Consider the following 25,377-nt stretch of genomic DNA (forward strand, 5'->3'; position numbering starts at 1 on the left):
CCCGCGTTGGGCCGCTGAAGTGGTGATGTACCTCAGCAGGATGCGCCGCTTTTTTCACTCAATCAAGAACACGACTTTCGACAATAGCTCGCGTCGGTCACCATCGCCCCTCAGGGAAAGTCAAGCAGTAGGATCGTCAGTGCGGCCTGGACGGGCACGACCCGAAAACTGCCGAAATTTGACTGGTCAAGAAAACTACATGCTTTTACCGCCGCTGAAAATCTGTACTACTTGACTCAGAAGGCCATATAGATGTTCGCCGTCGTTTGGATGCGCGGGTGAACGTCTGAGGAAGTGGATGCAGTCGGACCGAAACCGAACGTACCCAGCCCCGATCGTCACACTGCAGTATAGCATGATCAGTGCCGGATTTACTCCGGCTTCGAGCAAGCGAGGCGTGTCGAGAAACCGATCACCGGACATCCACGCGAGTGCGAGGTATCCACCATTGGCGACGACGCAGAAGTCAGCAATGAACCAAGCCCATCGCTCGCGAATGAGTGCGGCAAGCGACACCGGGATGAGCACGCCAAGCAGTGGGCCGGCCCAAAGCGTCATGAGCGGGCGTGGATCAGGGGAGTGCAAACTGTACGGCATTCGACATGGAGCCAGGTCATAGTCCACAAGCGTTGCGCCGCACGCCATGCCGCCAACAATGTGCCCGCCTTCGTGCGTGGTCGTCATTACAATCCACGAGCTGGCTATCAGCAGGATGAAGTTGGCGCTGTGTCGTATCAACCAGCTTGACCAATGAGGGGTCGAGGAACGTCACTCGGCGAACGTCCGTCGTCACCGGGAGCGCGCCGATGGCTTTCCATTTCAAAAAGCCTGATTCGCGATCTCCGGTGCACGACGTTGTTACATCAGTTTCTAATTTATCTGGATAAAAACTGTGTAGTACGGAATACCGGGACGTTGAAAGCCGCGGGCAGCAGAGAACACCTTGAGGGCGACATGCTTCCCCGACGTGGTATCCGTGGCTGTAAAAATCGACGCCTTCTCTTCTTCGTCGACACTGACATGACCAGTAATCACGAAGCCTTCAAAATAGAAACCCTTCCATTTGCCGGCAAGAAGCTTGTCCGCCTGCCAGCGGGTAACGAGACCATCTGCGACGATTGAGTCCGCTAAATCGGAAGCACGAGAATAGGCTGCCTGGCTTCGCTTACTGCGCCATGCTTCATAGTGCTGGCGCTGAACGAGGCCGCTTTTCATCAACAATTCGGTAAAATGGTCGGCTGATTCGACTTTCACCGAAGCACTTGTCGAGTTGATGTAACGGCGGCGATGACGTGGCCGCCGCAGTGTGGAAAGTATCGAAGTACGCGGCCATCGGCGGCTTATCGTAACCCGCACATCAAATATCTTGGCCAAAGTGGGAGCCCTTGTCCAGCTCGGAACGGAGGCCAAAAGAAACAGCGTGCGGCGGAATTTTGCCGCGTTGTGAATATCCTGTTACATACTCCCAAACGCTTGGGAGACAAGGCCTTCGAGCCGGCCGCTGACGAATTTCGGCGGCTGCCGCGGCGGGGAACATCTCCCGACCGACGACTAACGTGAGACCTTCGCAGCGGCCGGTTCGGCTTTTGACAAAACGAATTCTCAGATGACGTACCTGGCAAGGACCATCGATAAGCACTTCGCCGTCAAAAGCCACTCGAAGGCTTTTTCCGTCCTAGATCCACACTATATGCTACGCGACACGCACCATGACGAGAACACCGGAAAAGCAGCGCGCCGAAGAACTCCCGTTGAGCAGCGAGTCTCGCATTTCACCGGCGAATCCGGAAACACGGGAACAGTCCTCCCAACCCGTCGTGTCCGTGGGCATCGACTGGACCGATTCCGCCCACGCCTACGCACTTCGAGCACCCGATGGAACGACTCATGCCGGCGAGTTCAAACAGACTCCCGAGGCCATTGGCACTCTGCTGGAATCGTGGACACGGCTTTATCCTGATGCCCGCATTGAAATCTGCATCGAAACCTCCCGCGGTGCACTAATCAACGCGCTGCTCGAGTCCCCGCACGTGACCATCTACCCGGTCAATCCAAATGCGCTGGCCAACTATCGAAAGTCGTTCGCACATGGCGGCGGCAAAAGCGATCCTGTCGATGCGCAGCTCATCCTCCAGTATCTCGAAAGCTATCCCGAGCGACTGCGACCGCTGCGCCGCGACGAGCCCCAGACCCGTGAACTAGCGACACTCTGCGAGGATCGACGCCGGCTTGTCGACCAGCGGGTCGCGCTCGCAAATGAGCTAAAAGCCCTGCTAAAAGTGTACTTTCCCGCCATTTTGCTGCTCGAACCGGCCAGGATCCATGCCGAGTTTATTGTCCGGTTACTGCTCAAGTTCCCGTCGCTCGAGCAGGTCCAGGCGGCCGGGCGCACGAAGCTTCGAAAATTGCTTTTCGGCATCGGTGCGAAAGCCATAGCCGAGAAGCGACTGGACGTGCTGATGAACGCGACGCCACTGACGAGTGACGCAGTCGCAATTCGATCCTGTGCACGTCGCGTCCAAGCCATCTGCGGGCTACTCGACTCCCTGAATCGTTCGATTTCGTCCTACGATTCAGAGATCAAGAAATTGGTAAAGACGCACGCCGACTATGTGGTCGTCGCTTCCCTTCCCGGGGCCTCCCACAAAACCCAAGGTCGAATCATCGCCGCACTCGGCGACGACCGTTCACGTTATGCCAACGCTGCCGCGTTCCAAGCAGCAGCAGGCATCGCACCTCTTACAAGTCAGAGCGGAAAGCAGCGGTACGTATCTAGCCGATGGGCATGCACGAAGTTTATCAAGCAGACGTTCCACGAATATGCAGGCCTCTCGATAACCAAGTGCGCATGGGCTAAAGCTTATTACGATCTTCAGCTCAGTAAGGGGAAATCCACTCATATGGCTCGACGGGCACTCGCATACAAGTGGATGCGAGTCACCTATCGTCTCTGGCAAGAGCGAGAAGCCTACGACGATGTCCGTTATGTGGAACGTCTAAAAGCTACTGGATCGCCAATAGCAGAGCGACTTTCCCCAGCCGCTTAAACTGACGAGCGATCTACATATCAGACTCCGACAGCCACTCCGAACCGGGTGCATGTTGAACCTGCGCGGTGGAAAACATGTTCTTCAGACAAGCAGACTTAGCCGCTGAAAAACACCGCCAACCTATTGACGCGTTGCCTCAGATGTCTCACGTCAATCGCATCGTTATGCGTCAGGTCTCGCTGCACGGAGCAATGGACGCACGAATTCGTAGCCCGGGGGTGGCATGACCCATTCGGTACAACGATGGCGGCGAAAACGGCGCGCCGTCGAGAGAACCAGGCTGACGGCGAGCACGTCTGGGGCGATGGCAATCGGCCACATCATCAGCTTCCAGAACGGTAAGGCGGCTAAGGTGCCAGCGGCGCAGCCAATGGTGACAGAACAGAGGCCACGCAACGCCGAACGTGAAAGCAAATACGTCTGCCGTGGTACGCGCCAGTGTTTAGCCATGTCTCCGGCCTTGAGCGTAGGCAACAGTAAACCGAATGGGAGGCCGACAACCATGTTTGCACCACCGGCGACAAGCAAGAATGCCGGGTCGGCCGCCGCAAACAGCGCTCCGCCCAAGACCTGAGGATCACTGAACATAAACGATTGCACCGCGCACCAGACCGCCGCGATGACGACGAGCAGTGGATAGACCACCGGCTCTCTAACGGACGAAACTATCGGCATGAAGCGGAGCCTACGTCGCATAACGGCGAGGATCACGCGGCGGCGGCCCACGAGATCGAGTCAAGGAAACGCGTCACCCGCCGCTCGCGTGAATCCGTTAGTTCAAGTAAGCCGCTGGCGCGGCGGGATGGCTGAGTGGCTCCAGTTTACGCGGTTCTGCGGGGCGGGGCGAGTTTGGGGGCATGTTTCCTTGTTGATTCTCTCTTTCCCCAACAAGGAACCCCTCTAATGTCCAAGGCTCACTCCCGCTTCTTCACCGGTCGCCGCTATACCCGCATGGCCGAGGACCTGCATCTGGCCGGCATGAGCGAGCGGACCCACGCCGGCTATCTGCGGGCCGTTCGCCAGCTCGCCGACTACTGCCAGACCGCGCCCGACAAGATCACCGAAGAGTGTGGCGAGTGTGGCGGCTCGCTGCGGATCGTGGAAGTGACGTACACACCGAGGCTGGTGCTCTCGGAGCGGGCGCTGGCTTACTTCGACAGCAGCTGAGATGCAGGATCTTACAATCTGCTCAACCGCCAGATCGAGAACACCGCCGGGAAGGTGCTCACTGGGCGCCCGCGCTGCCACTGGCAATCCGGCTTCAACTGCGGAATCTTTAAACCACCAGCGGGCCGCAATTACCACTGCAAGGCATTCTCGCCGGCGTTCGCTGCGATCTCAGTCCGCCGCCAGCGTCCTCTCGCCCCCGAATCGGCCCGCTGGCTCCAGGCCGTACTGAACCAATACCCAAGACGGCGACCGCGGCTCAGCCGGGCCTCTTGAACAGAGGCCTTGAGCTTCGGCTCGTACCTCGCGAAGTCAAAGCCTTATTGGTTCTGCCCTCTATCCGCAATGCTGAACGGTGGCGACTAGCCGCGACGCGGGCGCCGCCATCAGCCTCTGAACAAAGGGATCGTCACGGAACTTCGTAATCGCATTGTCGATGCGGCGTGGGTTTTCGATCCACTGGTTGGATGAAACTTCGTCTCCCGTCGCCTGTCCGTAGACGAGCGTCATGCTCAATTGGACCGCCGAATCGTCGAAGTCAGCGTCCTCGTCCTCGGCGGCCGCAAACACTTGGCGAGTGAAGTCAATGTACTGTCGCTCGGACTGCTCGAACGCTATGTCGTCAGCGGATGCGTTCCGTAAGTCGGCGGGACCTTCTGCGATCAACGGCGAGATGGCGCCCCATTGCAGCAGAAGCATGTCACCATCGGAGTTAAGGGAGGCACGGTCGATTCTGACGTCACGATAACCTTGGATCACACGTTGCAGAACCGCCTCTGCCGTAACCTCAGGTTCAGCCTGCAGGTCACGTGCTGCGTTGATGAACTGTCGAATTGCGGCTTCTAGGTCAACTGTCATCGTCGGAGAGCGCGAACCAACTGGGGGCAGAACGGTGGGGATCACGCGGCGGCGGCCCACGATGTGTTGTTGAGAAAGGATGTTGTCCGCCGATCGCGTGAATCCGTTTGTTCAAGTAAGCCGCTGGCGCGGCGGGGTGGCTGAGCGGCTTCAGTTTACGCGATTCTGCGGGGCGGGGCGAGTTTGGGGGCACGTTTCCTTGTTGATTCTCTCTTTTCCCAACAAGGAACCCCTCTAATGTCCAAGGCTCACTCCCGCTTCTTCACCGGTCGCCGCTACACCCGCATGGCCGAGGACCTGCATCTGGCCGGCATGAGCGAGCGGACCCACGCCGGCTACCTGCGGGCCGTCCGCCAGTTCGCCGACTACTGCTAGACCGCGCCCGACAAGATCACCGAAGCGTGTGGCGAGTGTGGCGGCTCGCTGCGGATCGTGGAAGTGACGTACACACCGAGGCTGGTGCTCTCGGAGCGGGCGCTGGCTTACTTCGACAGCAGCTGAGATGCAGGATCTTACAATCTGCTCAACCGCCAGATCGAGAACACCGCCGGGAAGGTGCTCACTGGGCGCCCGCGCTGCCACTGGCAATCCGGCTTCAACTGCGGAATCTTTAAACCACCAGCGGGCCGCAATTACCACTGCAAGGCATTCTCGCCGGCGTTCGCTGCGATCTCAGTTAGCGGCCAGCGTCCTCTCGCCCCCGAATCGGCCCGCTGACTCCAGGCCGTACTGAACCAATACCCAAGACGGCGACCACGGCTCCGCCGGGCCCCTTGAACAGAGGCCTTGAGCTTCGGCTCGTACCTCGCGAAGTCAAAGCCTTATTAGCTATGCGTAGTTTCAATTGCAGGTAAGCGATAAATTCAGTAGCCGTCGAAATCGCCAAGTTCGTATTGCGTGGGCTTCTCGCCTGACTCGTTTACGACCCGCGGATAATCGGTTCCAGCGACAGGAGCCCGCGGATTCTTGCGCGAGCGAAAGATCTTGAATAACCAGCAATCGCCATAATCAAACAAGTAATACAGGTGGTGCTTCGGGGGCAGCGGAAATAAGTCACGAATTCGGGTGTTAGATATCGACGGGTCGTCGCATTCGTATCTTCTGAATGGCTGCGACGATCATCTGCACCACAGCTACCAATCGCATCCCCTGTCGTAGATTATCTAAATCGGGTAGCACTCGTCGAGCGTTTATTCGTTCCTGAGTCGGGGTGAAAGTCCGGATGAACAGCCGCGGGCGTGACGAGAACACCCAAGTGGCTGTGGCGATGCAAGTGAAACCGATCGCGGCAGTCAAGAGAAACGCTTCGGTCTCAGTCATCAGGTCGGAGCAGCCATGAGCGAGGATCTATGCCTCGACGAACGTTTGCGTTAACCCGGCGGCGGCCGAGTGGACAGTATTCAGGAGACGCCCCATCCGCCGCTCGGGTTCGACGCCTGGTTCGCAGAGTCTTTAAGGAGCCGGCAGTTCGATCGGCCGGCGAGCCGGAACCACAAAGTGTAGCAGCGAAGAATGGCCGAGCCAATCTTCGAGCGCATCAGTTCTCGCGCGCATCTGGCGTTGAACAATCCGGAGTAGCCTCTCGAACCAAGTTAATCCAACCGCGAATTGGGGCCGGCGGTCAATTGCAGAAACCCACGATCACGGGGAGCACAGTCGAATCGCGGGCACCTGTTGCGGGATCGGACTTACGGCTGAACGAGAGTCGTGGACTGAGCGCATCAGGCCAACGTTGTCACGGAGCGGCTGGCACCAGTAATTCGAGCGCACCATTTGTGTGACGTGAGCGGGAAAGAACGAAATGAGGGGCCGCGAGGGCGGTATGTGATCGACGCCGCGAACGTTTGCGTTAACCCGGCGGCGGCCGGGTGGACAGTTGTCAGTAAACGCGTCATCCGCCGCTCGGGTTCGACGCGTTGTTATGGCTCCGTAGCAGTGCCCGGCGAGCCAGGACCGCAGATGTAGCACCGTGGTAATCGAGTGTAACCGATCGACTCGGCGTCAGCATGCCTGAATCAGCCGGTTCTGTGGCATCAATCGTGAAAGCCGGAACTCACGTATCACTCTTTGGGCCAAGCCCCGCGTACCAGGTTCAGTGATCATCGAACGCCAGACAGTCAACGACGGTGTCGCGTGAGCGAAGTGCTTCATAAACGTTGTCGGCCCCACGACTCTCCAATCCGATTGACCTTCACGCGCACCTGCTCCCCGATTGAACCCTCGGATAGCGATGACGCCAAATCCTCGAGCACGGAAGTTAGTGGCGCCCCAATCGACAGTCGGAATCTAATGCGGGTGGCGGTTCACTGTGCATAGGGGCTGATTCGAGCGCACCACGGCAGGCAGAGAACGGATAGCGCCGGTGATTGCCATAACGGGTGCGTTAACCCGGCGGCGGCCGAGTGGATAGTCTTCAGGAAACGCGTCATCCGCCGCTCGGGTTCGACGCGTTGTTATGGCTCCGTAGCGGTGCCCAGCAAGCCAGAGCCGCAGCGGTCGCGCCACGGCATCCATTGTAGCCGACCGGCCCAGCGCGAGCGCGTTTGCATTGGCGATCTGCGAGGCGTCAATTATCAAAGCCGGAACCCGCGTATCTCGCTTCGGAACTGAGCCCCGCGGACCGAGCCGGAATGTCACCCCGAGAGTCCCCATCAACGACGGTGTCGCATGAGCGAAGAGCATCATAAACGCTTTCGACCCGACGGGTCCCCAATTCGATCGACCCTCACGCGCACCCGTTGAATCCGTTAGGGGCGACGGAACCGGCGAGGCGCGACACCGTATTCATGAGTGCGGTGGGTGATTCGAGTGCGGTTCAGCAGCCGGTGAACATGTGGCGTCGGTGATTGCCATAACGGTGGCGTTAACCCGGCGGCGGCCGAGTAGACAGTTTTCAGGAAACGCCTCATCCGCCGCTCGGGTTCGACGCGTTGTTATGGCTCCGTAGCGATGCCCAGCGAGTGAGGACCGCAGAGGTCACGCCACGTTAATCCAGTGTAACCAATCGGCTCGGCGTCAGCATGTCGAAATCAGCGAGCTCTCCAGCGTCAACTATGGAATTCGGAGTCCACACATCACTCTTCGGGTCAAGCCCTGCGAACCAAGATCAGCGATCACCCAACGCCATGCAGTCGACGATGGATCCGTTTGACCGAAGAGCTTCATAAGCGTAGCCGGCCCGACGACACTCCAATGCGGTTGACCTTCACGAGCACCTCTGCTCCCCGATCGACCCCTCGGATCGCGACGACGTCAAATTCTCGAGCGCCGCGGTTTATGGCATCCCGGAAAGATCAAAGCAAATTGCATCCGGGATGGGTTCCGTTTTACATAGCGGATGGATTGCGCGCACCTCAGCAGTCAGAGAGTGTGTTGCGTGGGCGATTGCCATAACGGTGGCGTTAACCCGGCGGCGGCCGAGTGGATAGTCTTCAGTAAGTGCCCCATCCGCCGCTCGGGTTCGACGCGTTGTTATGGCTCCGCAGCAGTGCCCGGCGAGCCAGGACCGCAGATGTAGCGTCATGGTAATCGAGTGTAACCGATCGACTCGGCGTCAGCATGCCTGAATCAGCCGGTTCTCTGGCATCAATCGTGAAAGCCGGAACTCACGTATCACTCTTTGGGCCAAGCCCCGCGTACCAGGTTCAGTGATCATCAAACGCCAGACAGTCAACGACGGTGTCGCGTGAGCGAAGTGCTTCATAAACGTTGTCGACCCCACGACTCTCCAATGCGATTGACCTTCACGCGCACCTGCTCGCCGATTTAACCCTCGGATCGCGATGACGTCAAATCCTCGAGCGCGGAAGTTAGTGGCGCCCGAAACGATAGTCAGAATCTAATGCGGGTGGCGGTTCACTGTGCATAGGGGCTGATTCGAGCGCACCACGGCAGGCAGAGAACGGATAGCGTCGGTGATTGCCATAACGTTTGCGTTAACCCGGCGGCGGCCGAGTGGATGGTTTTCAGGACACGCCCCATCCGCCGCTCGGGTTCGACGCATGGTTCGCGGAGTCCTTGTGGAGCCGGCAGCTCGATAGGCCGACGAGCCGGAACCGCAAAGCGTAGCAGCGAGCAATGGCCGAGCCAATCTTCGAACGCATCAGTTCTCGCGCGCACCTGGCGTTGAACAATCCAGAGTAGCCTCGGGAATCGAGCCAATCAAACCACGAATTGGGTACCGGCGGTCAAATTCAGAAAGCCGCGGTTCCGGGAGCACAGTCAATCCGCGGGCACCTCTTACGGGATCGAACTTACGACTAAACGAAAGTAGTGAACCGAGCGCATCAAACCGATCGTGTCACCGAGCGGTTGGCATCAACAATTCGGGCGCACCATTTATGACGTGAGTGGGAAAGAACCGATCAGACGTCGCGAGGGCGGTATGTGGTCGACGCCGCGAACTTGTTTCTCACCGGGTGGTGCGGCGAGATGGGGGTTGGGGTGGGTGTTCTCGCCGGTTCGGCGGGTGGTGTTCCCGCTGGTTGGTGAGAACGGCTTGGCTCGTATTCTCGCCGGTTTCGGCGCTCGGCGTCAATCAAATGGGCTGGAATTGGTCTCTGCCGGAGTTTCGGCAGATTTTGCTGTACTGGCCTTCAGGTACTGAACATCCGGCACGTTCTTTGCCCCTCCGGTTGCGAGTGTGCGGACCCCTTAGTCCGGTTGGGCGTGTGGATTGGGGGGAGTGCACATGCGATTCGCAATGGAGAGGGCGCGGGCGGCTTGCTGGTTCGCGGCCGACGATTGTCAGGAGCTTGCTACGTCAACTGAAGCGTTCTGGGGTGCGCTGGTGTGGGCACGTGTGCCGCCTTCGCACAGAGGATTCCCCGGACGCTGCAACTCGGGAGATCGTGATGGCTGTTCTTGTGCGGTCGGCAAGGTCGGAGCGGGAGCTGAAGTGGGCGCGAATCTGGTTCAGGGATCTGGCCCGCTTTCATCAGCGAGTTCCGCGGGGCAGTTGGAAGTTTACAGCGGACCATGTGATTGCCTTCCTGCGGTCACACCTGAGGAAGGGGACGCCTGCTTGGAAGCGGCTAAGGATTGTTCAGGGGCTGATCAGTTATCGCTGGATGGTCCAAGAAGCAGCGGCAGGTGATCTGCTGCCGATACGGGCGAAACTTCGAGAGATCGCCGCCAAGGAGCAGCTCGCTGGTGCCGGTGTCGACTCGATCGAGGATGTGGTGGGGCGGATTGACCCGCAGGAGCCTGACATCCTTCGCGACTACCGGCGGACCTTGCGTCGGCTGGGGAAGAGCCACGAGACCGAGCGGGCTTACGTGCGGAAGCTGAAAGCCTTCATGAGCGCCCTTGGACTGCGGTGTCGCAACGATTTTCGCAAAGTCGGCGCGGCCGACGTCGAAGCGCACTTAACTGATCTTGCGGTGGACGGAAACGTTGCGCCGTCGACTCAGAACCAAGCATTCTACGCCCTGTTGTTCCTTTTCGAGAACGTTTTGAAGCGGGACATGGGCCGCATTCAGGCGATCCGCGCCTCCAAGGGTAAGCAGATCCCGACGGTCATGAGCTGCAATGAGGTCGAGCAGGTTTTCGCTCAGTTGAAAGGTGTTCCGCTGGTCATCGCCAAGCTCCTGTACGGCTGTGGGATGCGCATCAGCGAAGCCCTGCGGCTCAGGATCAAGGATATCGACTTCGATAACCAGTTGATCGAGATCCATCAAGCGAAAGGAGGCAAGAGTCGACTCGTTCCCCTGCCGCTCGAGCTGATCGAGCCGCTTCGCCGACTGGCAAAGTCACGGCGGGTGCTGCACGAGCAAGACTTGGCAGATGGCGTCGCTTCAGTTTGGCTCCCGTATTCACTGGCTAAGAAATATCCGTCGGCCGCTCGCGAGTTCCGCTGGCAGTTCCTGTTTGCCTCCGACCGGCTTTCCAAAGATCCACGCACCCACGCTCTGCACCGCCACCACCTTCACCGCGACACTTTTCCGAGCCATCTGCGGCGTGCGGTTGAGGCCGCCGGAATCACCAAACACGTTTCCGCCCACACATTCCGCCACTCGTTCGCTACCCATTTGCTGCAACAGGGAGCGAACATCCGCACCATTCAGGAGTTGCTCGGGCACAGCGACGTGACGACGACGATGATCTACACGCACGTGGTCTACCGAGAGGATGTCCGCGTTGTCAGTCCACTCGATCGGCTGGTCTGCAGCCAGCAGCAAAGCGAGTCAGGAAGTGTTGACCAGGTAAAGCCCGAACTGTCGCCGTGCGTCGTTGAGCTTGATCGGACATGTGTGCCAGATTCGGTCTGTGCCCCTGCTCCGGTCTGCGAGACTGAGCGTGCCATTGAGCCCGAGCTCACCTTTGAAAGCGAGCCGGTTGGGTCAGAGTGTGATCCCGAGTTTGCTTCTGAGGACGGGACGGTGTGTGAGAACGGGATGGGCTCCGCGAATGCGTTCATCCGCGGCGGCCAGGAGCCGGCTCGCGGCGATAGGTCGGCAACGAGTTCCGGAAGTAGAGGTTGGTGGACTGGTCTTGCTGGAGCGATGGTGAAGCTGAATTTTGCCCAGCCCGGCAGTCCGCGAGGTGACTGTGCGGCTGAAACGGATCGCGACCCCAGTCGCTGCGCCATGGCATCTTCGGGTTTGGCAGCAATTCTTAAAGGAACGCGTCTGCGGAAAGGGTCCCGCCGGAGCTCTTCGCAGCCGACTCAGCCAACGCCTCTGCTTCGTCGAGCAAGCTGACGGGGGCAGCTGCTGGGGCATCCGATGCCGCATGGTATTCCTCGAATGTTGGCTCGACTTCCCAGGGCCAAGGTCCAAGCCATTGGTGGAAATCGGGTTCTTCAGCCCAGACGTCGAAGTGGCTCTCACCAAGCCGCTGCGGATCATGGTGATCTAAGAATCCTGCTCCCGCTGCTTGCTGGAACAATTTGGGGTGCTGCTTAAGGAGTCTCCATCGCCGTCGCCTGTGCGGGCGGACTTGAGCGATCTGGCGGACGAGGGCCGCCAGGGCTGCAACAGCACCGCAAGCCTCTGCTTCAATTTTCTCGGGCCGCCGGAGGTTCTTGGCCGAGACGTTGGACTGTGCAGCTAGACTTCGTGCTCGTGGGTGACGCTTGCGTCGTCCCCGATCCGGTCACCCCTCAGCGGCGGGGCTATCTGAAGGGGCAGTATAACGGGAATCGAGAGCCTGTCAGCTCTCCGCACGTTCAGCACGGTGCTTCAAGAAGTGTTGCTGCACTCAGCAGCGGACAGCCTTCCATCATCGCGCAGGCGAGCTACACGAGCTACATTCGGAGCGAGTATCTTCAATGAATCGTCCGCTGCACTCTTTCCCTCCCGACCGTCTGCGACCGAGGCCTGCAGGACCCCATGTCTCTGGACCAGCTCAGACGCACTGTTCAGCACGCTCGTTGCCGAGTCATTGGCTGGCAGGACGCCAGCAATCACGCCCATCGTTCCGTGCTCGCCTCGCTCATTTGCGAGCTTAAAAGTGAGTCCTCGACGGTTCTCTGTGAACCGAGCCTCGCGCGCAGCACCACCCGCCCGCCAGACATCGTCGTCGTCTGCCCGAGGGCCGGGATTCATGTGATCGAAGTGAAGGGAGTTGGTCTCGAGCAGATCACGGCCATCGAACCGGGCGGCCAGTTCGCGATTCGTTACGCAACCGGGACGCGGCGCAAGAACCCATTCGTCCAGGTTCGCAACGCAATGTTCGACATTCGCGATGCGGCGCAGCGAGCGTACTTTGGCGACCTGGAGATTCCAATCCGGTACTGGGTCGTCCTCGCCCAGATCACCCGAGTGGCGTGGCAGGATCGGTGGGGTCGCAACGCCGTTCTGCCTCGGGAGCTTCTCTTCCAAGAAGACGTGGCCAGCTTGGCGGGGCGATTGTCAGAGGCCGGACGCAAGCAACTCCAGGCCTGCGATCTTCAGCAGTGGAACGCCAACGAGCTGCAGGCCGTGTACAGCGGGTTCGGTGATTCGTCAGTCCTGTTCCCCGCCCCAGAGGATCGCGCCCCAAGGCAAGTGCGAGAGACCACTCTCGGCGAGCTGTTCGATGAAGCCGCGGAAACATACAAGACGCTTTCGGATGAACAGCAAAAACTGTCCGCTCAAGTTTGGGGACGAGGGCCGAGGATGATTCGCGGGGTGGCGGGAAGCGGCAAAACGGTTGTCCTGGCCAATAACCTCGCCCGCTGGATCGAACGAGCGCAGAAGGGCTCTCTCTCGCTGTTTGACGAACCAGTTCGCCCACCTCGGATTCTTGCTGTCTGCTTCAATCGCACGCTCGTCCCATTCCTGCAAAAGAAGATTGGAGTCGCTTAGCGGGTGGAACACGGGAAGAGAACGAGCTCGTGGTGTCGCGGCTTCGCTGGCTGGTCGAGGACCAGGAAGTTCGTCCCCAGGACATCCTCGTTTTGTCGTACTACCGTGAGCGAGTCCGGGGACTTGCCGAATGGGTGCGGCGCGCCAGCATCAAGGGCGTGGAGGACATCCACATTGCCTTTGACGATCGGGACACGCATCTGGGGCAGCGCGGCCGGTTGACATTCTCGACTGTCGCGTCGGCCAAGGGCTACGATGCCTACTGTGTATTGCTCGCGTCTGCCAATCAGTTCCCGACAGACGTCTTGGGGCGAGCTAACTTCTACGTCGGTTGTACGCGTGCCATCGAGTATCTGGAAATCACTGGCACTGCACCGCACGGCCTGCTGCACGAGGCACAGAAGGCAAGCCAGTGGCAGGAGCACGGCTCCGACGCAAACGCCGCAGTGGCGTCACCTGCAGCGAATGCGATCCTCGGGGCTGCCCCAGCATAGCCTTAGGTACGCCTCGTAGCGGGCAAAGTGTTCGTCTGTGGTTTCCCTCAGTACTCGCAGCCATCGAGGGTGCTGTGGCGCGCGGTGTACTGATTCGCTGGTATCGCCCGACAATTGCGGCTGGGCACGGCGACTGGCAAATGACGCGTCCGCAATCGTTCAGAACCGCTCGGGCGACGTCTGGCGGATGCTCTGTAGGGCTTTGGCAGCGGCGTTGCGGAGAGTGACGTAGTCGTCTTCGCGGAGAGTCTGAAGGCGAGATAGGGCAGGTCGCGCAGCTGCCCCGATCTCTCCAAGAGCCTCGGTGGCAGCCACTCGGACCGCTAGGCGTGGATGACCGAACGCCGCGATCAAATGCGGCACAGCCCCCGCGCCCAGCTTCCCGAGGGCGCCGGCGGCGGAGCGGCGAACGCCGTCGCCAAAGTACTCTTCCTCGTCCAGTAGCAGTTCGATCAGTGCCGGGGTCGCCTCCGCGGCCGCAGGACCAATCGCGCCGAGCGTTTGAGCCGCTTCCGAACGGACGATCCAGCTTTCGTCGCCCAGGGCTGCGATGAACGCAGAAAGAGCTGGCGAGGCCGCAGGTTCCAGAGTGCCCAAGGCGCGTGCTGCGAACTCTCGCGTTTCCTGATGCGAATCTGTCAGCGCCGCGATGAGCGTGGGAAGGGAGAGTGCGTTCTCGTGATCGATGCGCCACAGGGCGAGGGCAGCCGCCACTCGGACTGGCCCTTCCTCGTCGTTCAGCATTTCCACGAGCGCGTCGGTCGCCTCGGCCAGGACCGGAACGACCGCCTCCTCGCCAAGCTGCCCCAGGGCCCGAGCGGCTTCGACGCGGTTGTTGCGTTCGGGATCGCTGCGGAACATCTGCACGAGCGCGTCGGCAGCATCCGCAGCATCAGGGCCCATGGCGGCGAGCGTGCGTGCCGCAGCGGCACGGTAGTCGGCATCGTCATCGGAAAGTGCCACGACCAGCGGTGCGGTGGCAGCTTCTCGTGGTCCACCGATCTGTCCGAGCGATTCCATGGCCAAACGGCGAATACTCTTCGCTTCATGCGAGAGTGCGTGGATGAGACCCGGGATAGCAGCAGCCCCGATCGTCTCCAGCGCGCCGGGTATCGACTCGGCGATGCTCTCGCAGCATCTCCACCAAAGCTGGTACTGCGCTCTGGGCCGCTGGACCCACTGTGCCAATCACCTTCGCGGCGTGGTGGCGGGCGAAGGCGTCCTCTTCAAGCAGACACTCGATGAGCTGCGGAATGAACGGTTCGAGTTCTGCTTCCATCGCAGCAAGCGCGTCGGCGGCGTCGTCCCCGACGCGGCGGTCGGCATCGTCAAGGGCGTCGATCAAGACTGGGATCGCTGCCTTCGCTTCAGGGCCGCATTCCCCAATTGCATAGGCCGCAGCGAGTCGCACATCGGAGTTGGGTGCCTGCATTGCCTCGATCAGAGTCGGCACAACTTCCTTGGCCACGGGGCCGACCATACCGAGCCCGTAGAGGGCTTTGCTGCGAAGGGCCGGCGATGCAGTCCATGCGAGCTCGGCGAGCGGCTCGACGGCCGGCTCACCGTAGCGAGGCAGTACGGTAGCGATGTGGATGCGGAGTCGTTCAGGACGTTGAGCATCCATCAACACTCGAACGAGCGGCTTGAATGCTGGTTCACCAATCCCGCACAGCGACTCGACAGGAACGCTGAGATCGATGAACCGGTCCGTAACTTCGATCAGATCCTCGATCGCAGGCTGAGCGGCAGGGCCAAACTCGCCCAGCGAAGCGGCAGCCGCCTCAACGACCGATGGATGCTCGTCGTCAAGCGATTCCACGAGCGCCGCGACTTCTTTCAAGCGGCCGCTACCGACCTTGCCCAGCGCCCGTGCGGCCGCTTCACGCACTCGATCGTCGCTGTCTTGGAGCAACGCGATCAGTGCAGGAACGGCCTGCCTCGCTTCGGTGCCTAGCATGCGGAATGCAAAGGCAGCTTTCCGGCGCCGTTCCGGATTCGTGTCCGATCGAGCGACTTCGATCCACTGGCTGACCGGCTTGCCCCCGAATTGCGGATCGTCTTCCGCTCCCGCACAAGTCGATGCCACCGTCCATGTGAAGCACAGCAAGAAGAGCGGAAAAATGGGATTGCAACCGGGGCGGATGGGACGTGTGCACCGAGTTCCATCGCGAGGCAATGCATCGAGACCGCTCGTAGACTTCTTTTCCGTGGGCTCGTTCATAGAGCATCAGGGCTGGGAACAAAGCCAGGATGCGGTACGTTGCTGTCCTTCCCGTGGAGCGTCAGCAATGCTTGATAGGTGCGGTAGTCAATGTCGTCGCTCACAAACCGAACACCCCCGTCTGCGAAGGATGCATTGACGCCCGATCGATGGGCGGAGGAAGGCCGGGCGTAGAGAGCATTCATTTGGTCGGTTCCGCTGGATGATATTGCTGCGGTCGATCTATCGCTGTTGATCAAGACCTGCGGCGGGGGTGGAGCTGAGTACTCTCGGTCGTAGTGGTGCCACACAATCCCGGTGTAGTGCTTGGCGAGGTTCGGCTCTAAGAATTTGCGTGGATTGAGCATCACCTGTGATGGGGCCAGGTTAGCACGCATCGGCTCAAAGCTAATGCGATGCCATGACTGTGCTTGCAGATTCTCGGTAAACAAGAGCGTGGTACTTGTGCCATCTCTGAAGTGATCGATCCGAACCGGCGGACCGGTCGAAGTCGCGTCGCCCAACATGCTGGGCCCACCGTATTTGTTATTGAAGGCTCCGTTAGCCGTTTTTGACGCTTCGGCGAATGGAAGTGGCGTGGTGCCTGTGACGCCACAGTTGGCGACGTAACTGTTGCGAGCGATTCCTTTGGCTTCGCCGACGGATTTTGGGCAGATGAAGGTAGGCAGGTTTGGCAACGCCCGGCGGTTATACGTCCCGTCCACTGTGCTCACGCTGCTCAGGAGTGGATATTTGTCTTCGGTCCAGTGCTCGTAGGTTGGCTGATGCCCCAAGTACGGCATCAGTGTGACGGCCCAGGTTCCAATCTTTGCATGAGCTTCGGCCGGATACCCGTCTCCCAGAGGCTCCGACGGATCGGTGCCACCGGGAAAAGTACCAAAATCATGGAGGTAACCCGGCAATTCACCGTTGGCAACCTCGTATTGAACGGCTGCCAAAGCGAGGTTCCTTAGATTGTTTGCGCATTCGGTCCGTCGATATTCCGTGTGTGACGATTGCATTGCCGGCATCAGCAGCCCCATCAGGACAACGATGATGGCGATCACTACCAGTACTTCAAGCAGCGTGATTCCAGTGCGACGGTGACCGAGCATTGACCCACCTTATCTTGGTTGCTTTTAGCCGCTGGGTATCGGACGCCTTGAAAGGAAAAGCAGCGCTGCCCCCTTTGCGGCGTGGCGGGCTAGGCGGCCAGCTTCGCGAGTTCCGCATCGAGCATCGGCTGGAGCATCTGTATCTGCACGTCGAAGATTGGGCGTGGTCTCTGAGAGCGGAAGAATCAGTCTACCACTGGTGCCGGCAGATTGCCGCATTCGAAGAGATGGAAGTAGCCTTCCGCGGCTACGATACTGCCGCGGGGTACCGGCTCCGCTGATCCTGCACGCCTCGTCCGCCGCCACCGCTCCAAAGCACCGCCGAGTGATCCACCTCGAATTCGCGGCCGAAGAACTGCCGCACGGCCTGCAGTGGCACGGACGGTGGTGAGGCTGCAGCTGGATCAAAACCGGATCTCGATGCCGGCGTCGGGATCGCTCTCGGGTTCCGTAACGTAAGCGACGAGCTCCAGAGGCAGGCCGTCCAGGAAGTACGCCTCATCCCCTTTAGAACTGCCAGACGCTGTCCAGCCACGTTCAGCTCTGGTGATGTGTAGTTCGTCCGCAGCCCTCGTCAGGGCGACGTAGAGCACGCGGCGCTCTTCTTCGGCTTCCTTCTCCGTGAGCCCAGGCTGCGGAAACGTACCTCTGGCGACGTCGACGACGAAGCATCGCTGCGCCTCAAGACCCTTGGCGGAATGGATGGTGATGATCTTGACTAGATCCGTTTCCCCCTTCTTCTCCAGTTGCTTCTCGTAGACGGGATTCAGCGAGTACTCGTCCACAAATGCGTGTACCGTCCGGTGTTTCTTCGCCAACTGGCGAATGTACGTGAAGTCGCGTCTGCGGGCGTCCCAGTGGTCATTCCGATAGATCTTTGCCATCGGCTTTTCCATTGCGTCGAGCACGGCTCCAAGCAGCTCGTCCGGCTTCGACGACGCCGTGAGACAACGGAGAAGCGGTTCCGTCCAGCCCGCACTATCCGAAGCCTTGGCGTCCCGGACCATGTCGAGCAACGGCGTCTCTGTGTTCCTCCCGCGTCCGACCGAATCCTCCGCTCCAAGTGCGAGCTGTCGGAAAATGCGTTCCGCAGTGACCTCGCCGATTCCCTTCCAGAGCTGGAGATATCGCATCCATGCCAGCTCGTCCCAACGATTGGCGTAAATTCGCAGGAGCGCCATTACGTCTTTGACATGTTTGGCGCCGAACAAGCTCTGGCCACCGATCAGGACGTGCGGGATCTTCCTCGAGAGGAACTCGGACTCCACGGCCCGCGCACTGTAGCCGCTCCGGACGAGCACCATGTTGTTCGCCCACCGCTGCTCCGTGCAGAAGGACGTCACGATCGTCTCGGCAACGTAGTCGGCTTGGCTCCACTGATCCTCGAATTCGCGGAGGATCGGCTTCTGCCCAGCCCCTCTGGCCGCACGAAGCTCCTTGTCGTATTCGAGTGGCGAGCGCTCCAGCAGCCAATTGCTGACGTCAAGGATCTCTTGCGTCGAGCGAAAGTTCTCTTGCAGCTTCAGGACGACCGCGTCGGGATATCGCGAAGTAAATGCGTGAATGCTCTCGAAGTCAGCCCCTCGAAAGCCGTAGATCGACTGGGCGTCATCGCCCACACAGAACAGGTTTACGTGGGGCGCAAGCGCGTCGACGATCAAATACTGAAGCGGGTTGGTGTCCTGCATCTCGTCGATCATGACGTGCGAGAATCGCTTGCCGATCGCCTTCGCGATGGCGGGGCGGGCGATCTCTTCGGCCACTCGCTCCAGCACGTCGTCGTAGTCGATGTAGTTCCTGCTTCGTTTGAAGTCGACGTAAAACTTCGAAGCCTCGGTGTACTGCGAGAGCTTGTCCTCATCGATTCCGGCCAGCTTAGCTGCTTCTTCAGCCGGGAGCCGAGTGTTCACGAGGAGCGAATGGAAGTCCGCGAGGTCTCTCGCTTTCGGAAGGTTTTGAGACGCGTGGGTTTTACGGTACCGCTGAAGCAAGGTGATGACGTCGTCCCGGTCGATCAGCGAAGGCGACTCCAGCTTGAATACATTCGGATTATTGCGAATCAGTCGCATCGCCCAGGAATGGAAAGTAGAGGCGGTAACGAGGCTACGTTTTCCTTCTGGTCCCCGGATCCGCGAGCGAATCTCGTGGGCCGCGCGCCGGGTGAACGTGATGAGCAGAATTTCACGCTCTGGGACACCCGAGCGGATCAGGTGATTGCAGCGGCCAACGATCGTCGTCGTCTTCCCGGTTCCAGCACCGGCCAGCACGAGAACGTGTTTTGCGGTAGTCTCGATCGCTGCGAGTTGTTCAGCGTTGAATGAAGAGTTCGAATCCACGGATGCAGCCCGATGTGCGTGCGAGGCGAATCGGCATAGGAGGCCGAATCTATCGTAATTGGAGCGATGTCGAACCGCTGCAGTCGGCACTGCAAGGCCAACAAGCAGAACTCACGCCGCATCGGCGCCGGCATTTCAAGATTGCTCCCACCGAGCCTGCGCGTGCCGTTGAGCGGAGGTGCCGGCTACCGTAGTGATTTTTTAGCTATCAGAGAGGCACCGGCGGGCATGCGGATTCGGTCACTCCTGCTTTAGGTAGATGTTCTGGTCAAATTGGGTGCACTGCCATTCTGGATCGTCTCCGGAAATACAGCACCCTCCCAATACGGTTTTGCCTGACTGAATTTCCTGTTCCAGTTCATCGGAAAAATGAGGCAATCCATACACGATCCTGGCGACTGGTTGGCCGCCACATTTCGGGCACTTGACGGGCTTTTGAGAAGCTTCAATTCGGGCTTCCGCCATTTATCTAGTCCCTTTCCACTTGCGATGGATGCGATGTGTCCGCCTCCGTGCCGGACCGCGAGCGAATGGCCCCGAATGCCTTCACGCACTGTGGACCGATCATTCGGGAAGTTTCGGAGTTTTGCCGATGTAGCCGGTGGGCGTCAGGACGTTTTCGACGAGCCAGTCGGGGGCGGCGCCTGTGTAGCCCTCAAAATCCAGCATCGCTCCTCGGCCTCCGATCGCGAGCAGCAAATCTCGGAAATCGGTTGCGGAGAGCGTGACCCCGTTGATGGTGGCCGTTCGAGCGTCGCCATCGATGCGAACGGTGACGGCCGGATACATCGATTCGGTCACCGGACCCGCCTCATTGAGGTTGTTGTTGACTGCCCGCTCAATCTCCGCTTCTGCGTACTTCGGCACATCGACATCTCCTGCTATGAAGCCGGAAAGAGTCACTGAATAGGTGACCCCGATCCTCTCGTCGGTTACCGTGTAACTCCCGGTGGTTGGATTGATTTGCTTGTATCGAGAGAATGCTTCGTACAGCCGGTTGATCTCGCTCGCGGTGTAGAATCGCTGCTGCCGACAATGCATCGCCAGGTCCGCCAGTTCACTTTTCAGACGCACAAGGTAGGCCAGGTCACTCTCGCCAGATTGACGCGTCGTTGCGTGCCGGAATTCCTTCTGACGGACGAACACGAAGCGATCTCTGTCGTAATCGAACGCGACTTGAAGCCCCGCTGGCTCCGTGGCTCCAGTGAATCGCTGTTCGCCCTGCAGCGCCGCCAGTTTGCTCGACACCGCCGACTCTTGCTCAGCGAGTCGCGACCGCATCTGCTGAATTTGCTGGTTCTGCGATTCCAGTCGCTGGCGATACGCGGCCATTTCCGCTTGCTGCTTCTGCAACTGCTCCGCGAGCTTCTGCACTTCCTCCGGACTCAGGGTGTCGACCGTTTCCGGTACCGTCACCCCGGGGACTTCGGCGATCGTCACCGTGCTCGCTCGAACCCTCTGGGAGACTTCGACGGCCAGAGTCACGACGAACAGCACGAGAACGACTAGCGCACAGAACACCAGGTCCGCGAAAGTTTCGTGAGCGCTGGAATGGGTCGATGAGTAATGGTCGCTGAGCGATTTCATGCGGTCACCTCAACCGGTTTGCCGGCACGCGAGTTTTTCCGAAGCCGGGGCGTGATCTGAACTTCCGTCAGCGATGCGATGTAGGAGACAAAGTGATCCACATTGGAGGTATAGACGTTGTTCAGCACCCGCAGTACGACGCTGCCGAGAATCGCTCCCACGAGCGTCGTGTAGAACGCTGTTCCAAGACCAGCCATCGTCGACCTCAGCCCGGTCATGAGGTCCCCAGGGTCGCTTGTCTCCCCCAGGCTTTCCAATGTCACGCCGAGGCCGCTGGTCATCGTGATCAACCCGACGACGGTTCCGATCAGACCCAGCGAGACCAGCACACCCGACAGCACCTCGACAATCTTGGCCCGAGCCATCATGCGACTGTAGAGCAGCGTGACGAGGCTGTCCTGGGAAACGTTCGGGTCATGCTTAGCGATCTTCACGAGATCCTGAATATGCCGGTGAAACACTCCCGAGGGAGAGACGGCCACAATTTCATTTAAGCCCCCAGCCGTTTTCAGCTTCTTCAGTAGGAACGCGGCACAGACAAACTCGTTGCGCAGGCCTTTGACTGCCCGAAAATTCAGAACGACCCCCAGCCCAAACAGCCCCATGATCAGCAGCACCAGCCCGCTACCGTCAGTGACGACCGCCCGCACCATGTGGATCCCTGCCGCTGCAACAATGAGGATCCCAATGACCGCCGCGTAAATGATCCACTCGCGAAGCGGATCACGGTCGAGCGCTAGGTTTCGATCTCGCTGCGCCTCGGCCGCCAGTCGCTGTGTGAGAACCTGGCTGGCCGCTTCTTTCTTCATTGCGCCCCGCTGCTCTCGGCGCTGCTGTTCCCCGAGCTGGCGCCCCACCTCGTCCATTTTCTCCTTCTCGCCCGGCACCTGCAGAAGCCCATGGCACTCGGGGCACGGAGCTTCATCACCGGCTTCCATGATGCTCGAGGTGAGTCGGGTCCGGCAGTGTGGGCAGTCGTACTTCACGGCCAGGCCTGCCATTCCCGGCTTGACTTCGTATTTCTCGATCCGTCGGTATGCTGTGCTCATTCGATGTTTTGGCCGGGGAAAGTGAGTGGGCGGTGGTTGGTGTAGGCCGTTGGAGAGAGCGAGTTGTCGATGAAACGGTTGCGACCGGGAGGCCTGCGGAGATTATTTGTCTTCCCAGAACCGGATGCTGTTCGGGTCGACGAACCACCAAGCAGCACGCGCATAAATCTCGGCCATGCGAGCGGTAGGCAGCGACTTGGGAGCGGCAAGCGTCCACACAAAGAGGCCGGCGGGTGCTCCGGCCGCCGTAGTCTGAGCCAGGTAGTCTACGAGGATCTGCGGGCGGTCGTGTAACCGACCGCTGAACGTGCGGAAATCTCTGGCCTTGTGAACGTGGCAGCGAGGGTCGAGCAGAATCACCCCGCTTGTGTCTTCGGCAGAAAGCCGACCCAGTCCCTCGACTGTCGTGACAGTCAGTCCACCTGCCCGCCAGCGTTCTCGTCGACCATCACGCTTCACGGATACGCCATGGGCCTCGAACATTCCTCTCGCGGTTTCGGTGAAAGGTTTCGACGAGCACACCACAATCCACCGCTGTGCATCGTTAAGCTGTGACAACGCAGCGAGCTTTCGAATCATCGGTTCACAGGACGTGAAGCCGCCGGAGAACATGCCCAGGTGGGAGCTCGCCAGATCGTTCAGCTGCCCCGTGTCCAAATCGGACTGCTGTATCACCCGTTGCCCATCACGAGTGACGCGTCGCAAATGCATCCTTAAATCAGTCGTGGCCATGGCGTCGGTAATACTCATTTTCTTACTCCACGGGGGTGCCGCAGTTCATGCAGAAACGAGACGCTGAAGGGATGTTCGCTTGGCACTCAGAGCAGGCGGCGTGGGCCGTGCCGCTCAGCAATTCGAGCCCGGGCTCGCCGAACTTCTGGATCTGCGGCGATGCTTCGGTGAGTGCTGACCGCAACTCTTTGAGCACCGCGACAGCCGCGGACTTGCTGGCTGTGGTGGCCTGATGGGGATGGGCGACGCAACGGAAGCACCCTTCGTCCCCCTCACAGTCGCAAGAGGAAATACGGTCCAGCGACTTCTCGATGAGCGCGGGCATGTGATCGTAAGCCTCGCGCACCAGCCCGACGCCGTCGTAGGCCATGTCATAAAGTACGATCGCCGGCTCGCCACCTCCAAGCTTGGTACATCCGGACGAATAGTCCTGAGGGTCGCAGGGGCCCGTCACTGTCGGGAACAGCCCGCACATCAGTCGCTCAACCGATTCGAGGGCGGTGCGGAACCGCTCTCCGAGCTTGTTGCGAAGCACCTCGGCCAGTGGCCCTTTCAAGACGAGCAATGTCGCTTCGGTCGGTAAACGATGTGCTGGCATTCCCGCCGGGTTCGGCCAACTGCGAACGACGTTGCCGCCAGGGTCTTTTTCCGTCAGGCAGCTGAGAAACTCGGTGACGTCAACGCGTCCCGTCGCCAACTTGACGCGGGGGTAGTCACTCGATTCGCTGAACCGTTTCAGGCGGATATCTTTGCGGATATACGCGATCGTTTCATTGCGAGTCATCTCCCGGGCAAGTCTCACGATCCGCTTGCCCCGGATGATGTCCTTCACTCGGTAAGTCCGCCCGCCATGGCGGTAGATCGCGTTCCTCGGAGCCTCGCGGAGCAGGTGGAAAGCACCGATCTGGCCAATGGCATCGCCGCCGTCGCACAGCTCATAGTTGGAGTCCCCGCTGGTGCGGAGATTGAGTTCGCCGTGAGGATCGTTCCGGTAGAACTCTTCCGGGTCGAGCTTTCCTTCATCTCGGAGTTGGCGGATCTGGACGGCCGTGGGGCCCAGTAGCTCCGCCTCGACTAGCTTCTCGTCGCCGCCCAATTCCTGAATCGCACAAGCGTAGTGGTGCCGCACGAGTCGCTCGTTTTCCACGTTAATGGCGATCGGCTCGTTGTCTCGAGCGAAGAGCTCGTCCGGATGCCGCGCATAGTAGGTGTCGATTGGCGAATCACCGGGGATCAGGACGATGGCTCCCTCGCGTCCAGCCCGAGCAACTCGCCCGGCTCGCTGCCAGAGGCTCATCATCGATCCCGGCAGCCCGATGCAGATCACGACGTCGAGTTGGCCGATGTCGATTCCCAACTCCAAGGCGCTGGTGGAGAAGACCAGCCGCTTGCTCTTCTCCCGGAGTCCTCGCTCAATCTCTTCCCGCTCAGCGGACGAGAGCCCAGAGCGGTAGACGGCCACGTGTTCATCAAAGGACCCGTCGCTGCGCCGCATGCGCGAGAGCATGCGTTCGGCGGCGACGCGGCTGGGACAGAACGCCAGCACGCTGAGCCCCTGGTCGGCTAGCGACATTGCCAGCTTCCGGCCGATGTCATAGTGGTGGTCCGCTCCACCGACCATCCAAAACTTGCGGCGTCCCTGACGGCTGCGGTCCTCTTCGGGGCCGACCAGAGCGAAAACATGGCCGGTGAGCAGCTTCATGTGCTTCTGCGGATCGGCGATCGTCGCGGAGGAAGCGATGAAAGTCGGATCCGATCCGTGCAGCCTGCAGATTTGGCGAAGGCGTCGCAGCAGCAGCGACACTCCGCTTCCGAAAACGCCGCGGTATTCGTGGCACTCGTCGATTGCCACATACTTGAGATTGGCGAAGAAACGTCCCCAGTGCGTGCCATGGTGCTGCAGGATGCCGAGGTGCAGCATGTCGGGGTTGCTCAGCAGGAACTGGACCTGTTCGCGGATCGGCTTTCGGTCATCCTTCTCCACATCGCCGTCGTAGCGGCTGATCAAGTACGGGTGCTGCTCCAACCGCGAGGCGACCGATGGAGTGCCAGCGGCCAGCCTCCGCAAGTTCAGCAGCTGGTCGTTTGCCAGCGCCTTTTGCGGGTACAGGAACAGGCTGGTCGCTTCGGGATCGCGACAAAGAGTGTCGATTGCGGGAAGCGAGAATGTCAGCGATTTGCCGCTGCTCGTGCGCGTCGCCGTAACCGTGTGCGCCCCCCGCAAGGCACTTTCGATCGCTCGGAACTGGTGGGCGAAGAGACCATCGGGGAAGGCAGGCCCCAGAGCCGCGACAACGTCCGGATGCAGGGACGAGTCGGCGAGCGGAACGAACTCGCCCTCGGTAGGTCCCGCGGCGGGCGGATCGTACAAGACGTTCCAGTCGGGGTTCGCGGCGATGGTCTGTTCGGCGAGTTCAATCGGCGACGTGGGGGCGAGCATTGGCGAAGCATCCCGTGGGCAAGTGGAGTGACTGCTGACGGGACTTCCCTAAAGCAACGAA

20 protein-coding genes are annotated in these 25,377 nt (G+C 59.9%); 8 read left to right on the forward strand and 12 right to left on the reverse strand.

The window, feature by feature from the left end:
- Positions 1–195 precede the first annotated feature (195 nt).
- Positions 196–684, reverse strand: coding sequence for a hypothetical protein (locus tag GNK13_RS20400; protein WP_235935366.1), 489 nt, complete (start codon positions 682–684; stop codon positions 196–198).
- Positions 685–870: 186 nt separating this feature from the next.
- Positions 871–1,254, reverse strand: a complete 384-nt coding sequence (locus tag GNK13_RS20405; RefSeq protein WP_164104400.1) for a hypothetical protein — start codon at positions 1,252–1,254, stop codon at positions 871–873.
- Positions 1,255–1,709: 455 nt separating this feature from the next.
- On the opposite strand from GNK13_RS20405, the gene GNK13_RS20410 reads away from it, so the two are divergent.
- Positions 1,710–3,047 (forward strand): IS110 family transposase, encoded by a 1,338-nt coding sequence (locus GNK13_RS20410; RefSeq protein ID WP_235935367.1) that lies wholly within the window; start codon positions 1,710–1,712, stop codon positions 3,045–3,047.
- Between the two features lie 165 nt (positions 3,048–3,212).
- On the opposite strand, the gene GNK13_RS20415 is transcribed toward GNK13_RS20410, so the two are convergent.
- Positions 3,213–3,695: a hypothetical protein gene (locus GNK13_RS20415; RefSeq protein WP_164104402.1), complete on the reverse strand. Its 483-nt coding sequence runs from the start codon at positions 3,693–3,695 to the stop codon at positions 3,213–3,215.
- Between the two features lie 258 nt (positions 3,696–3,953).
- Here GNK13_RS20415 and GNK13_RS20420 point away from each other — a divergent pair, with 258 nt between their 5' ends.
- Entirely contained in the window at positions 3,954–4,217 is a 264-nt protein-coding gene (locus GNK13_RS20420; protein ID WP_164104403.1) for a phage integrase N-terminal SAM-like domain-containing protein, read from the forward strand.
- Positions 4,218–4,553: 336 nt separating this feature from the next.
- On the opposite strand, the gene GNK13_RS20425 is transcribed toward GNK13_RS20420, so the two are convergent.
- Entirely contained in the window at positions 4,554–5,075 is a 522-nt protein-coding gene (locus tag GNK13_RS20425) for a hypothetical protein (protein ID WP_164104405.1), read from the reverse strand.
- 237 nt (positions 5,076–5,312) lie between these two features.
- On the opposite strand from GNK13_RS20425, the gene GNK13_RS20430 reads away from it, so the two are divergent.
- From GNK13_RS20430 to GNK13_RS20445, 5 genes are all read left to right on the forward strand, one after another.
- Positions 5,313–5,450, forward strand: coding sequence for a hypothetical protein (locus GNK13_RS20430; RefSeq protein WP_164104406.1), 138 nt, complete (start codon positions 5,313–5,315; stop codon positions 5,448–5,450).
- Between the two features lie 4,478 nt (positions 5,451–9,928).
- Positions 9,929–11,776 (forward strand): integron integrase, encoded by a 1,848-nt coding sequence (locus GNK13_RS20435; RefSeq protein WP_203329169.1) that lies wholly within the window; start codon positions 9,929–9,931, stop codon positions 11,774–11,776.
- A 31-nt stretch (positions 11,777–11,807) separates the two neighbouring features.
- Entirely contained in the window at positions 11,808–11,933 is a 126-nt protein-coding gene (locus GNK13_RS21955; RefSeq protein ID WP_261345444.1) for a hypothetical protein, read from the forward strand.
- Between the two features lie 473 nt (positions 11,934–12,406).
- Positions 12,407–13,363, forward strand: a complete 957-nt coding sequence (locus GNK13_RS20440) for a nuclease-related domain-containing DEAD/DEAH box helicase (protein ID WP_164104408.1) — start codon at positions 12,407–12,409, stop codon at positions 13,361–13,363.
- A gap of 32 nt (positions 13,364–13,395) precedes the next feature.
- A complete protein-coding gene (locus tag GNK13_RS20445) occupies positions 13,396–13,857 on the forward strand; it encodes a hypothetical protein (protein WP_164104410.1) in 462 nt (153 codons plus the stop codon).
- A 159-nt stretch (positions 13,858–14,016) separates the two neighbouring features.
- Here the strand turns inward: GNK13_RS20445 and GNK13_RS20450 are convergent, their stop codons facing one another.
- The 3 genes from GNK13_RS20450 to GNK13_RS20460 form a co-directional block, all read right to left on the reverse strand.
- Positions 14,017–14,877 (reverse strand): HEAT repeat domain-containing protein, encoded by an 861-nt coding sequence (locus tag GNK13_RS20450; RefSeq protein ID WP_164104412.1) that lies wholly within the window; start codon positions 14,875–14,877, stop codon positions 14,017–14,019.
- Between the two features lie 25 nt (positions 14,878–14,902).
- Positions 14,903–15,943, reverse strand: a complete 1,041-nt coding sequence (locus GNK13_RS20455; RefSeq protein WP_164104413.1) for a HEAT repeat domain-containing protein — start codon at positions 15,941–15,943, stop codon at positions 14,903–14,905.
- A gap of 131 nt (positions 15,944–16,074) precedes the next feature.
- Complete coding sequence (locus GNK13_RS20460; protein WP_164104584.1) at positions 16,075–17,172, reverse strand: DUF1559 family PulG-like putative transporter; 1,098 nt, start codon at positions 17,170–17,172, stop codon at positions 16,075–16,077.
- 47 nt (positions 17,173–17,219) lie between these two features.
- Between GNK13_RS20460 and GNK13_RS20465 the strand changes: the two genes are divergently transcribed.
- Entirely contained in the window at positions 17,220–17,453 is a 234-nt protein-coding gene (locus GNK13_RS20465; RefSeq protein ID WP_164104415.1) for a hypothetical protein, read from the forward strand.
- Between the two features lie 123 nt (positions 17,454–17,576).
- On the opposite strand, the gene GNK13_RS20470 is transcribed toward GNK13_RS20465, so the two are convergent.
- From GNK13_RS20470 to GNK13_RS20490, 5 genes are all read right to left on the reverse strand, one after another.
- The gene (locus GNK13_RS20470) at positions 17,577–19,598 is read right to left on the reverse strand and encodes an ATP-dependent helicase (RefSeq protein WP_315853013.1); all 2,022 of its coding nucleotides are present in this window, start codon (positions 19,596–19,598) and stop codon (positions 17,577–17,579) included.
- 474 nt (positions 19,599–20,072) lie between these two features.
- The gene (locus GNK13_RS20475) at positions 20,073–21,095 is read right to left on the reverse strand and encodes a hypothetical protein (protein WP_164104418.1); all 1,023 of its coding nucleotides are present in this window, start codon (positions 21,093–21,095) and stop codon (positions 20,073–20,075) included.
- The gene (locus GNK13_RS20480; RefSeq protein ID WP_164104419.1) at positions 21,092–22,096 is read right to left on the reverse strand and encodes a MotA/TolQ/ExbB proton channel family protein; all 1,005 of its coding nucleotides are present in this window, start codon (positions 22,094–22,096) and stop codon (positions 21,092–21,094) included. The genes GNK13_RS20475 and GNK13_RS20480 overlap by 4 nt, the downstream gene beginning before the upstream one ends.
- 150 nt (positions 22,097–22,246) lie before the next feature.
- Positions 22,247–22,894, reverse strand: a complete 648-nt coding sequence (locus GNK13_RS20485; protein ID WP_164104421.1) for a hypothetical protein — start codon at positions 22,892–22,894, stop codon at positions 22,247–22,249.
- A 4-nt stretch (positions 22,895–22,898) separates the two neighbouring features.
- Positions 22,899–25,316 carry a DEAD/DEAH box helicase gene (locus GNK13_RS20490; protein ID WP_164104423.1) on the reverse strand — a complete coding sequence of 806 codons (2,418 nt, stop codon included), beginning with the start codon at positions 25,314–25,316 and terminating at the stop codon, positions 22,899–22,901.
- Positions 25,317–25,377: the final 61 nt, after the last annotated feature.

Origin of the sequence: Candidatus Laterigemmans baculatus (genome assembly GCF_010367455.1) — a bacterium.
GTDB lineage: Bacteria > Planctomycetota > Planctomycetia > Pirellulales > Pirellulaceae > Laterigemmans > Laterigemmans baculatus.